Origin of the sequence: Mycobacterium sp. 852002-50816_SCH5313054-b (assembly GCF_001667185.1) — a bacterium.
Lineage (GTDB): Bacteria > Actinomycetota > Actinomycetes > Mycobacteriales > Mycobacteriaceae > Mycobacterium.
This window is the reverse complement of record NZ_LZIC01000019.1, coordinates 83,537-95,977: the sequence shown is the minus strand read 5'-3', so window position 1 is coordinate 95,977 and position 12,441 is coordinate 83,537. Positions and strand designations below refer to the sequence as shown.

At 70.8% G+C, this 12,441-nt stretch carries 8 protein-coding genes; 4 read left to right on the top strand and 4 right to left on the bottom strand.

From position 1 onward, the window contains the following. The first annotated feature begins 66 nt into the window (after positions 1-66). Positions 67-1,008: a class I SAM-dependent methyltransferase gene (locus A5787_RS02795; protein ID WP_066961241.1), complete on the top strand. Its 942-nt coding sequence runs from the start codon at positions 67-69 to the stop codon at positions 1,006-1,008. A 2-nt stretch (positions 1,009-1,010) separates the two neighbouring features. Continuing rightward, positions 1,011-1,958, top strand: coding sequence for a class I SAM-dependent methyltransferase (locus A5787_RS02790; protein WP_066961318.1), 948 nt, complete (start codon positions 1,011-1,013; stop codon positions 1,956-1,958). Between the two features lie 16 nt (positions 1,959-1,974). Here the strand turns inward: A5787_RS02790 and A5787_RS02785 are convergent, their stop codons facing one another. The 4 genes from A5787_RS02785 to recC are packed head-to-tail and all read right to left on the bottom strand — an operon-like array spanning position 1,975 to position 11,058. Beyond that, positions 1,975-2,691 carry a TVP38/TMEM64 family protein gene (locus tag A5787_RS02785; RefSeq protein WP_066961239.1) on the bottom strand — a complete coding sequence of 239 codons (717 nt, stop codon included), beginning with the start codon at positions 2,689-2,691 and terminating at the stop codon, positions 1,975-1,977. Positions 2,692-2,731: 40 nt separating this feature from the next. Beyond that, positions 2,732-4,459, bottom strand: a complete 1,728-nt coding sequence (gene recD, locus A5787_RS02780; RefSeq protein ID WP_066961236.1) for an exodeoxyribonuclease V subunit alpha — start codon at positions 4,457-4,459, stop codon at positions 2,732-2,734. Next, the gene (recB, locus tag A5787_RS02775; protein ID WP_066961233.1) at positions 4,456-7,776 is read right to left on the bottom strand and encodes an exodeoxyribonuclease V subunit beta; all 3,321 of its coding nucleotides are present in this window, start codon (positions 7,774-7,776) and stop codon (positions 4,456-4,458) included. The genes recD and recB overlap by 4 nt, the downstream gene beginning before the upstream one ends. Next, positions 7,777-11,058: an exodeoxyribonuclease V subunit gamma gene (recC, locus tag A5787_RS02770; protein WP_066961230.1), complete on the bottom strand. Its 3,282-nt coding sequence runs from the start codon at positions 11,056-11,058 to the stop codon at positions 7,777-7,779. Between the two features lie 104 nt (positions 11,059-11,162). Between recC and A5787_RS02765 the strand changes: the two genes are divergently transcribed. Beyond that, positions 11,163-11,678, top strand: coding sequence for a nitroreductase family protein (locus A5787_RS02765; protein ID WP_066961227.1), 516 nt, complete (start codon positions 11,163-11,165; stop codon positions 11,676-11,678). A 5-nt stretch (positions 11,679-11,683) separates the two neighbouring features. Continuing rightward, positions 11,684-12,433: a class I SAM-dependent methyltransferase gene (locus tag A5787_RS02760; RefSeq protein ID WP_066961316.1), complete on the top strand. Its 750-nt coding sequence runs from the start codon at positions 11,684-11,686 to the stop codon at positions 12,431-12,433. Positions 12,434-12,441 lie beyond the last annotated feature (8 nt).

Below are 12,441 nucleotides of genomic sequence, written 5' to 3'. Positions count from 1 at the left end.
GCTTGTTCACATGCGGCGCGCGTACGGTCGGGTAGGTAGTCGTGCTAGCGAATTGGAGGACATGAGGTGGCCAGAACCGACAACGACACCTGGGAGATCACCGAGAGTGTGGGCGCCACGGCCCTGGGCGTCGCGGCGGCGCGCGCGGCGGAAACCGAGAGCGAAAATCCGCTGATCAGCGACCCTTTCGCGCGGGTGTTCCTGGACGCCGCGGGCGAGGGAATGTGGAGCTGGTTCGCGGCGCCCGACCTGCCCGCCGAGATCGCCGAGGCCGAACCCGACCTCAAGCCGCGGATGCAGGGAATGGTCGACTACATGGCCGCGCGGACGTCGTTTTTCGATCGGTTCTTTCTCGACGCGACGCGCGCGGGCGCGCCGCAGGTGGTGATCCTGGCGGCCGGCCTGGACTCGCGGGCGTGGCGGCTGCCCTGGCCCGACGGCACGACGGTGTACGAACTCGATCAGCCCCGCGTGCTGGAATTCAAGTCCTCGACGCTGCGGGAAAACGGCGCGCGGCCAACGTGCAACCTGGTGCACGTCCCGGTCGACCTGCGCCACGACTGGCCGGCCGCGTTGCGCGAGGCCGGTTTTGACGCCTCGGTGCCGAGCGCCTGGTCGGCCGAGGGTCTGCTGCCGTTCCTGCCGGCGGCCGCCCAGGAGTTGCTGTTCGAGCGCGTCGATGCGCTCGGCGCCGCAGGCAGCCGGATCGCGGTGGAGGCCCCCGGCCCCGACTTCCTCGACGAGGCCGCCATCGAAAAGCGGCGTGCGGACATGCAGCGGGTGCGCGACCTGATGGCCAAGCTCCAGCCGGAACGCGACATTCCCGACGTCCACGACCTGTGGTACTTCGAGGAGCGCGAGGACGTCGGGGAGTGGTTGCGCCGGCACGGGTGGACAGTGACGGTGACGCCGGCCGAGGAGTTGATGGCCAGCTACGGCCGCAGGCCTCCGCAGGGCGTCGAGGACGCCGCCCCCAAGACCCTTTTCGTGGCCGCTGAAAAGGAGTGACCGTGGCTCGAACCGACAACGACACGTGGGAGATCACCGAAAGCGTGGGCGCGACGGCGTTGGGCGTCGCCTCGGCGCGCGCGGCCGAAACCCGCAGCGAGAATCCGTTGATCTCCGACCCGTTCGCCCAGGTCTTCCTCGACGCGGTCGGCGACGGGGTGTGGAACTGGCACTCCGCCCCTCAGCTGCCTGCCGAGCTCATCGAGGCCGAACCCTCGCTGCCGCTGCAGATGAAGGCGATGGTCGGCTACATGGCTTCGCGGACGGCGTTTTTCGACCAGTTCTTCCTCGACGCGGCCAAGGCCGGCATCCGCCAGGCGGTGATCCTGGCGGCGGGGTTGGACGCGCGATCCTGGCGGCTGCCCTGGCCCGATGGCACCACGGTGTACGAGCTCGACCAGCCCAGGGTGCTGGAGTTCAAGCTGTCGACGTTGACCGGTCACGGCGCCCAGCCCGCCTGCAACCGGGTCGCCGTCGCGGTGGACTTGCGCCAAGACTGGCCGGAGGCGTTGCGGCGGACGGGATTTGACCCGTCGACGCCCAGCGTCTGGTCGGCGGAGGGGCTGATGCCCTACCTGCCCGCCGTGGCCCAGGAGTTGCTGTTCGAACGCATCCAGGAACTCACCGCGCCCGGCAGCCGGGTCGCCGTGGAGGCGCTGGGCCCGAAGTTCCTCGACCCCGGGTTTCGCTCCAGGCGCCGCGAGCGGATGGAGCGGATTCGCGCACTCATGGCCAAGGTGGACCCCGGCCGCGAGATCCCCCGCACCGATGAGCTGTGGTACTTCGAGGAGCGCGAGGACGTCGGTGAGTGGTTTCGCCGCCACGGCTGGGAGGTGGCGGTGACGCCGTCCGACGAGCTGATGGCGGGCTACGGCCGCAGAGCCCCGAAAGAGGTCGAGGACCAGGTTCCGGGGAACCTCTTCGTGGCCGCGCAACGGACGGCGGTTTAGCGGAAATCTCGCTAGGTCACACGTTCGGCGATCGATCGGTGCCCGTGGCGCGGGCCTGCTCGCGCCATTTCCGGTATCCGCGCCGCGCCGCGAACGCGCCGACGATGGCGCTCACGCACCACACCGCGATCGCCGCGTACGCCAGCGGCGATGAGAGGTGCTTGATCGAGGCGCCGAGCGCGGTGTAGGCGAACGCCCGCGGTGCCGAACCGATGAGGGAGCCAATCGCCATCTGCCACAACGGGACTCCGAACGCTCCAAACGTATAGGACGCCAGCGCGTCGGAGATGCCGGGGACGAATCGTTGGCCCACGACCGCCCACAGCCCGCGCTGTTCGATCAGGCCGTCGATGCGGTCGGCACGTTGCTCGCCCAGCAGGGCCCGCGCGCTGTCCCGGCCGGCCCGGCGCCCGACGCGGCTGGCGGCCATCGCGGTGCCGACCGTCGCGCCCAGCGTCACGAAGACGCCCAGCAGCGGACCGAACAGCATGCCGCTGCCGGCGGCCAGGATCGAGCCGGGCACGAACAGCGTGCCGAGGACGGCCGACACCACGACGTAGGTCAGCGGTGCCGCCGGCCCGGTCGCCGAGACCGCGCGCCGCACCGCCTCGATGTCGATGACCCGCGCGACGGCCACCAGGTAGAACATCGCGGCGAGGAAGGTGGCGAACGCCGCGAGCCGCGCGATGTGGCCTGCCCGGGATACGGGCGCGGGCCCCTCTTCTTCGACCATGCTGACCGCGATTCTAAGGCCGCCGAATCGGGCGCCGCGCTCAATGGGTGAAGCGCTGCAACCGCTGGCGCAGCCCGCTCGCCCGCACCGCCCGCCGCTCGATAGCGGCGCGCACCGACGGCTCCGCTCCGACCACCCGCACCTTCACCTTGGCCCGGGTCACGGCGGTGTACAACAGCTCGCGGGTCAGCAACCGCGAATCCTCCGGCGGCATGAGGACTGTCACCTCGGTCGCCTGGCTGCCCTGGCTCTTGTGGATGGTCATCGCGTGCATCGTCTCGATATCGCTGAGGCGGCTCGTCGCGAAATCCAAGGTTCCGGTGGCGCCGGCGATGACCGCCCGCAGGCCGTCTCGTGACCCATCGTCGCCGGCGACGACGACCCCGGTGTCACCGTTGTAGACCTTGAGCCCATAGTCGTTGGCCGTCACCAACAGTGGCCGACCGACGTACCAATCCGAGAACACCGGCTGCCCCGTCGCCTCGGAGAGCCAACGCTGCACCTGCCGGTTCCACTGCGACACCCCGTAGGGTCCCCGCCGGTGCGCGCACAGCAGGCGGTGCTCGTCGAGTGTGGCCAGGGCCACCTCGGCGGCGCCGAGCACCGCGGCTTCCCGCACCCGCAACGCGTGCCCGGTCAGCACCGCACGCAGCCGGTCGGTAGGCCCGTCGGAGTCCACCCACTCGATATGCTCACCGCCGGCACGCAGCACGCCCACCACGCGGTCGGCGTCGCCGATCCGGATCGCTTCGGCCAGTGCGCCAATCGATTCGCCGAACCGGTGCGGTGTGTGCAGGGCGGCCACCCGCACGTCGTGTCGAGCGGTCAACCCCTCCACCAAGTCCGCCAGCACGGCGCCGGCCTCCACCGAGGCCAGCTGGTCGGGATCGCCCACCAGGATCAGCCGGGTGTCCGGTCGCACCGCTTCCAGCAGCCGCGCCATCATCGTCAGCGACACCATCGACGTCTCGTCGACGACGATGACGTCGTGCGGCAGCCGGTTGCCGCGATTGTGTCGAAACCGCACGGAGGTATCGGGCCTGGAGCCCAGCAGCCGGTGCAGCGTCGTCGCTTGCAACCCGGCCAGCCGAGCCCGGTCCACCGCGTCCAGGTTCTCGACCTCGGCGGCGACGGCCTCGGCCAGGCGCGCCGCGGCCTTGCCGGTCGGTGCGGCCAGGGCGATTCGCGGCCGCGGAGCGCCGGTGAGCTCCGCCCGCTCGACCAGCAGCGCCAGCAGCCGCGCCACCGTGGTGGTCTTTCCGGTGCCGGGCCCACCGGTGAGCACCGTAACCGCTTGCGACAGCGCGATTTCGGCGGCCGCCCGCTGTTCGTCATAGCCCGGCGGGAAGAGTCGATCTAGCGGCGGCGTCTGACCCGTTGCCCCCGGAACGGACAGCGCGAGCAGGTCCGCGCACACCTGCTCTTCCTCGAGCCAGTACCGGTCCAGGTACAACAGGTCACCGAACAGCCGCAGCACCGGCGGTGACCCGAGCAACCGACTCGCCCGCACGGCGGCCATCCATTCGTCCGCCTCGGGCCACGGCAGGTCGGCGATGCCGATCTGCGCCTCCACCACCCGCAGGTCCACGCACACTGAACCGCCGCGCAGCGCGCGCACCACCAGGGCGATCGCCAGCGCCACCCGCTCATCCGGCTCCCCGGCGAGCGCCGTAAGCCGCTGCGCCACATGAACATCCGCCGCCTCGAAGACGCCGGCATCGCTGAACGCCCGCAGCCTGCCCGCGGCGCCGATCGCCTCGACCGTCACGCGGCGGCCCTCCCGTCGTCGAGCAGATCCGACAGCGCCGCAACCAGCGACGCGGGTGGCCGCCAGCTGAACACCCCCGACGGGTGCCCGTTGAGCACCGGTGTGTCGGCGCCGCACATCCCGCGTACAAACAGGTAGAGGACACCGCCGAGATGCCGGGCGGGATCGTAGCCGGGGACCCGCCACCGCAAGAACCGATGCAGCACAACGCTGTACAGCAGCGCCTGCAGCGGATAATCCGAATGCAGCATCGCCTCCACCAGCCGCGCCCGGTCGTAGTCGGCCGACGTCAGGGTCCGCTCGGGATCGCCGAGCCAGTTGGTCTTGTAGTCCACCACCAGGTAGCGATGCCCCGCACCGTCGGGGACGCGCAGGACGGCATCGACCGAGCCGGTGAGGTATCCGCGCAACGGTTGCCCGCTGAGCGCGCGGCCCGCCAACCGATCGGCATACGACGCCAGCGCGTCGTCGGCCGGCAGGTGGAGGCGCAGCAGCGCCCCCACGTCCGCCAGGCGCAGCTCGGGCGTGGCCGAGCGAAGGTCGCCGCCGGCCAGCGGGAACTCAAAGTCGAGTTCGGCCAGCCGATCCGGCAGCCCGATCCGGCGCAGCGTCAAGCCCCCGGCCAGCGGACCCAGCGGGGTGTCGTGCATCGGCACCATCGCCTCCGCCAGCACCTCCGGCGCCACCGCGACCGGCCACCACACCGAGTGCCGCCGGATCTGCGCCGCAAGCTCGGCGGCCAGGTCGGACGCCAACGGGTCGGCGGTCTCCAGCACCGCGTGCACCAGCGTGCCGAACTTCGCGCCCATGGGCAGATCCGCCATCGGGGATGGCACGTGCGGCCCGGATGCGGCCTCGCTCAACGCAATATCGCCGGCCTCGTCGTCCAGCTCGGTGACCTCGGGCTCGCTGCTCACCCCGGTGGCCTCGGAGGTCTCCGCATCCCGGATGAGGCCGGAGTAGGAGGTGCGCCGCCAGCCGGTGTCGATGGTGCGGTGAAAGTGGCGGCTGTCGATATCCGACGGCACCGGCGCGGGCGCCAGCGCCGGGGCCGCGACCACGACCGACTCCTCGATCACCGGGCCGGCCACGGCCTCCCACTCACGGAACCGGGCCATCGCGTCGTCGTCGGAGATCTTCGCCGGTTCACATTCGTCGGGCACGACGGACTCGCCGGGCCGGCGGCCGCGCAGCAGCCGGGACAGGCCGCCATTGGGTTCGTAGTAGGCCGGCGACCACCACGCCACCACCTGCGTCTGCGCCCTCGTCAGCGCGACGTACGTCAACCGGCTGGCGTCGCCGGCATCCTCCTGGCGGCCCAGCGCTTCGACCCTGGGGAAGTCCGGGCTGTCCTTGCCGCCGACATGCAGGCAGCGCACCGTGTCGTCATGGAACAGCACGATGTCGCGTTTCTGAACGCTGCGGTTGAACGCGAACGGCAGGTACACGATCGGGTACTGCAGGCCCTTGCTTACGTAGACCGTCATGATCTGCACGGCGGCCGCGTCGCTGTCCAGCCGCCGGTTGCGTTCGGGCGCGCCGCTGCGCTCGTCGCGCTGCCGGCGCAGCCAGTCGCGAAGGGCCGGCAGACTGTAGCGGTCGCGGTGCGCGACGTCCTGCAGCAACTGCGCGACGTGCGCCAGGTCGGTCATGTGCCGCTCACCGCCCAGGGCGGAGAGCAGGCGGTCACCCATGCCCCGCAATTGCGCGGCCTCGAAGATGGCGGCGACGCCGCGTTCCCGCGCGTGGCCCGCCCATTCCCGCAACGTCTCCGCGACCCGATCGGTCAGCGCATCGCCGCCGGCGGCCAGCGATGCCGCGGTCTCGCCGAAGAACATGGTCGCCGCCGCGGCGCGCACCATGCCCGGACGGTGCGGTTGGTCGAACGCCTCCAGCAGACATAGCCAATCCGCGGCGGCGCCCGAGGCGAACACGTCGGTGTTGCCGGTGTACACCGCGGGGACGCCGGCGTCGCAGAGCGCCCTGAAGCAAGCGCCGGCGTCCTCGTGCCTTTCCACGATGACGGCGATGTCGCGGGCCCGCAGCGGCTCGCCGCCGAACGTCGCGCCGCTCGCCAGCAGTGCGCGGATGTCGGCCGCGAGGTCAGCGCCGATGTGCTCGCGCAACTCATCGATCGGCATGTTCGCCAGGCCCTTGCGCCCCAAAGCCTTTCGCGGCACAACGCGCAACCGGAAGGGGTCGTTTCTCGGCGCCCCGGCCAGCCGGTGGCCCCGGTGATAGGCATCGACGTCGCTGACCACGATCGTCGGGTCACCGAGTTGGGCGCCGCGCAACACCACCTGCAGCCGCTCGACGAGCGCGGAATCGCTGCGCCGGTTGATGCCCAACGTCTTCTTCTCGCCCGCCGCCTCAGCCGCCTGCAGATACGTGACGATGTCGCCGCCGCGGAAAGCGTAGATCGCCTGCTTCGGATCGCCGATCAGGACGACGGTGCAGCGCCCGCTGAACGCGCGGTCGATGACCTTCCATTGCACGGGGTCGGTGTCCTGGAACTCGTCGACCATCACGATGGGCCAGCGCTGATGCATGCGGACCCGGGCGGGGGATTCGTCGGTGGCCAGCGCGTCGGCGAGCCGGATCAGCAGGTCGTCGTAGCCCAGGACGCCCAGCCGACGCTTGCGCGTATTCAGCTCGGCGAGAACCTCTTCCGCGAAGCGGACGCAGACCGCGGCCCGCGAGCCGGGTTCGGGGTCGCGGGGGCGCAGCTGCGTGGACGGGTTGTTGGCCACCTCGCGCGCCAGCCGCAGCGCGTCGCGGTACTGCAACACCGGGTCGTCGCGCTCCTGCCCGAAGTGCGCGAGGTACAGATCGTCGACGATCTCGACGACCAGCTCGTCGAGGCTCTCCAGCAGCGTGACACTGCCCGCCGTGTCGCCGGCGACGCCGAGCGAGCGCAACACCAGTTGGCAGAACTGGTGGGTGGTGGCGATCGTCGCCGCGTCGAAGCCGGCCAGCGCATCGCGCAGTCGCTGCCTACGTTCCGTGCGCTGAGCGTCGCTGCCGTCGAGCAGATGCTTGATCAATTCGTTGTCACCGGCCGTCGATGGGTCAGTGAAAGCGGCTACCGCCTCGACGATTTGGCAGCGGACGCGCTCCCGAAGCTCCTGGCTGGCGGCCCGGCCGAAGGTGATGAGCAACATCTGGTCCAGCGTCGCCTCGCCCTCGGCGAGGTAGCGGGTCACCAGGCCGGCCAGCGCGAACGTCTTGCCCGTGCCGGCGCTGGCCTCCAGCACCGTGGTGGAACACCGGGCCGGCAGCGGGCCCACCAGATCGAAGCGCCCCGTCAGCTGGCCCATCTACGGCTTCCGCTCCGCGCGCAGCATCGGCAGCCACAGCCGGGCTGCATAGGCGCCGAGCCGGTTGTCCTCACCGTCGCATTCCTCGCCCGGTCGCAACGGCTGCATGAGGTCGGCCAGTCGCACCTTCTTGCCCCAGGCCCGCACGTGTGCCGGCTCTTCGTCCTCCCACTTCCACCGATATTCCGCCTCACGCTCCGGATCGTCGCCGCAGTGGCGTGCGGCCGCCCAGGCATAGGACGTCTTGATGGGCAGCGGAATCGGCTCCCGGCGCCCCGCGTCGTAGATCGCCACCAGATCGCGCAGTATCGCGGCGGCGTCATCGTTCGGTCGCCCCAGCCCCTCCAGCCGCGGGCCGGTGCCCCTCTTGCGACGGCCGATGCACACCGCCGACCAGTCGCGGGCCGGATCGTGAGCGATCAACGCCAGCAACGGAATCCACGACTCGAGCAGGTGCTTGCCGTCGAGCTTGGAATAGGTCACCGACACCAGCCGCTCCCCGTACACCGGCGACACCGTCCCCGTGAGCCGTCGCCCGGAGCCGAGGTCGATGTCGACGTCATACGCCCGGGCCTCGGCACGCCGATGCTGCTGGGCGGCGGCCGCCAGCAGGGCGGCCTGATCGCGAACCTCGGCCGCCTTGCGCCAACCCAGTTGGCCCGGCGGCAGCGTGCCCCGGCGCCACTCGGCCTGACGCGCGTCATCCGGTGTCATCCCGAGCAGGATGTCGCCGAGCATGCGGTCGCCGACCGTCCACTCCTCGAGACTGTTGATGTCGACCGGCATGGCGTCTTGCACGCCGTCGACGTCTCGCGGCAGCGTGAAGTCCAGCGCGCGGAAGAAGCCCTTCACCGGGTCTTTGAAGAAGCCGACGAGATCGGCGAGGATCACGTCGTCGGCGCGCGGTGGCGGCAGCGGTCCGGAGATGAACGAGGGTGGTTCGCCGCGTTTACCCGCTGCGGCCCGCGCGGCCCGCAGCACCGTCGGGTCGAAGGTGAACGGAACCTCCGGCACCAGCCTTCCGGGGATGACGTTGCGAATGTCGAACGGCTGCAACGGATGATGGACGACGACGCGCTCGCGGATCTGGTCCGGCCTTTCGCTCGGCACGGTCATGTCGAGGGTGTCCAGCAGCTCGGCCAGCGGCACCGCGGGCGGGCGGGGCTGGGGGGAATACTCGTTGGCGCCGGTATAGGTGATCACCAGGTGTTCGGTGGCCGCGCCAATGGCGTCCAGCAGCAATTGCCGGTCCTCGGAACGAATATCGCGTTCACCGGTCATCGGGTCGCGGGCCAGCACGTCGTCACCGTCGACGACGCCGAGGCGCGGAAACACGCCGTCGTCCAGCCCGACGAGGCAGACCACCCGGTGCGGCACCGAGCGCATCGGCACCATGGTGCACACGGTCAGGGTGCCGGTGCGGAAGTTGGCCCGCGTCGGGCGTCCGGCGAGGTGCCGGTCGAGCAGCGCCCGGATGTCGGGCAGTTGCAGCGTGGTGTCGGCCCGCGGACCGGCGTCGGTCAACACCCGCGCGAATTCACGGTGCAGCTGGCTGGTTTGCCACAGGTCCGAATCGTCGATGTGCGCCAGCAGGGCGATGCCGTCGGTCAGGCCCGCGAGCCACTCCCGTAGCGGCCGCGCCCCGCTGAGCGAGTCGACCACTCGCTGCAGCCGGTCGACGAATTCGGCGAACCGGCCCGCCAAGTCGACGCGGTTGCTGCTGACATCGTCGAGGGGCAGGGTCGAATCGATCCAGGCGTGCGAATCGTCGGACATCGCGACTCCGGCCAGCACCCGGTCGATGCCGAAACGCCAAGTGTTGTGCACGAAGTCGACGTGGTAAGGCCGCCGGTGCTCCTGGTCGAAACCCCACCGGATGTTCGCCTGCCGAACCCAGCGGGTGATGGCCTCCAGGTCGTCATCGGTGAAGCCGAAGCGGCCGCGCACCGGCGCGGCCTCGGCGAAGTTGAGCACCTCACTGGCGGTCACCCTGCTGCCTGCCAGCGCCAGCAACTGCGCGGCCAGGCCGAGCAGGGGATTGGTCTGAATGGGAGAACGGTCGGCGAGCCGCACTCTCAAGCGGTGAGCGGGATGCGCGCCATGCACCATGTCGCCGAGCCCGAAGTCCGCGACGATCAGCGGCGCGTACGTCTCGATGTCCGGACACATCACCAGGATGTCGCGCGGCTGCAGAGTCGGGTCGTCCTGCAGCAGGCCGAGCAGCACCTCGCGCAGCACATCGACCTGCCGGGCCGGGCCGTGGCAGCTGTGTATCTGGACGGAGCGGTCATCCGCGGCGAGCCTGCGCCCTTGTGGCCGAACGGCATTGGCGGCGATGTCGGTCTGCAGCCAGCCGAGCAGCGTGTCGGGGTGCGTCCGGCCGGGAAGATATTCGTCGGTTCGCGGATCCGTGGGGAGGCTGCGCTGGAGCTCGCGAAGGTCCCGCCCCAGCGTCGCCAGCAATGGGTGGACTACGTCACGGTGGCTGACGTCCTCGCGGCGGGCGATGGTGCCGTGGCTGCCGGCCAGCGCCCGCCACAGTTCGTCGCTGGGGTGCGGCAGCCACAGGTGCAGATCGTGGTGGGTGGCCAGCGCGTCGAGCAGCTGCACGTCGGTGGCGGCCAGCCGGGTGTGCCCGAACAGCGACAGCCGCGCCGGCAGGTCGCTGGGCCCCTCCCGCAACCGCGCGACCGTCTTGTGGTGGCGGACGTGTGGTGGGTCGGCGTCGATGCGCTCGACCAGCGCCCGCCACAGCTCCGGCTGCCAGCGCAGGTCGGAGTCGAGGTCTCCCGCGTCGCAGCCCAACCAGTCGCTGAGCAGTTGCGGACGCTGCCGCGCGTAGGAGGCGAACAGGCCCGCCAGCCGGCGCGCGGTCGAATAGCGCCGGGCGCGCCGCAGCTCCGCCTCCTCGCCGGTGTCGAAGTGGCCCAAATGCGTTGCGAGCGTTCGGCACCACGGCTCGTCGAGGCTGCAATCGATGGCCTCCAGCAGCGGCCACGTCATCGCCTCGGGCGACCAGGGATCGTCGTCGACCGTGCCGGTGATCTCGGCGATCAACGAGGCCGGGCTGCGGAACGCGACCCCCGCGCACACCCCGTCGCCGGCGCCGGGCCGGCACCCCAGCGCGTGCGACAGCCGCTGGCTGAGCCAGCGTTCCACGCCGCGCGCCGGGACCAGCACCAGCTCCTCGGCGAACGGGTCGGCCGGCGGGCTGGTCAACAGGGCGCCGAGACCGTCGGCGAGTGCGTCGGTGCGTTCGGCACGGTGAAGATGGAGGGCCATTGCGCTGCCACCATAGAACGCCGCACCGACGGTCGGGGATGATTCTGCGCCGACAGGCCGTTCGACGGTGGTGGCAGCATGGGCAAGGACGGAGAGGGAACGAGATGGAAGCTTGGGACGCGATCTGTGCGCGGCGCAATGTGCGGCAATACAAGCCGGAGCCGGTGCCGGAAGCCGACCTGGACCGCATCGCCGAGGCCGGCTGGCGCGCGCCGTCGGCGAAAAACCGGCAGCCGTGGGACTTCGTGATCGTCACCGATCCGGCCCAGCTGCAGGAGTTGTCCACGGTCTGGCGGGGTGCCGGCCACATCGCCGCGGCCGCGGCCGCGATCGCGATCGTCGTGCCGGTGCCGCCGGATGAGCGCAGGCTCGTCACCGACAACTACGACGTCGGCCAGGCCACGATGGCGATGATGATCGCCGCCACCGACCTGGGCATCGGCACGGGCCACTCGTCGGTGGGCGACCAGGACAAGGCGCGCGCCGTCCTCGGTGTGCCCGAGGATCACCAGGTGGCGTTCCTGCTGGGCGTCGGCTATCCCGCCGACCGTCCGCTCGCCCCGATCCGCAAGCCGGATCGGCGGCCGTTTTCCGAGGTCGTGCACCACGGGCGGTGGTGAGCGGCGTGCATGACCACCGCGGCGACTATGGAATCGACGGCTCGTTCAAAACGATCTCGGCGCGCGGGCAGGCGATAAGCGTCGTCACCCAGGCCGCCGGCCTGGGGGTGTGGGCCGGGATCAGCTGGGCGCGCGGCCGCAGGGTGACGGCGGCGTTGGTCGGGGGCTGGGCCGTCGCCCTGCTCTCGGCGATGGCGTCGTACGTCTACGCGACGCGCTCGGGCAAGTTCGTGGTGTGGGACCGGGTGTTCGACGGGCTGCGGCTGCGTGGCGACGAAACAGTGCTCGACCTCGGCTGTGGACGCGGCGCGGTGTTGCTGGCCGCGGCCAAGCGGCTGCCCAGGGGTCGTGCCGTGGGCGTCGACCTCTGGCATGCGGACCAGACCGACAACTCGCAGGAGGCCACGCTGGCCAATGCGGCACTGGAGGGCGTCGCCGAGCGCGTCGAGGTGCGCACCGCCGACATGACCGCCCTGCCGCTGCCCGACGAAAGCGTGGACGTCATCGTCAGCAACCTGGCGATCCACAACATTCCAAGCCGCGCCGGCCGGCGGCAGGCGCTACAGGAAGCGGTTCGCGTGTTGCGGCCGGGCGGTCGGCTCGCCATCGCCGACCTCTGGGAGACCCGTCAGCATGCCGCACGGCTGCGGGAGTTGGGATGGCGAAACGTGCAGCGCCGCAACGTCGGATGGCGCATGTGGTATGGCGGTCCGTGGTTTTCGACGCGCGTGGTCACCGCGACGAAACCGGGGTGACGCCCACG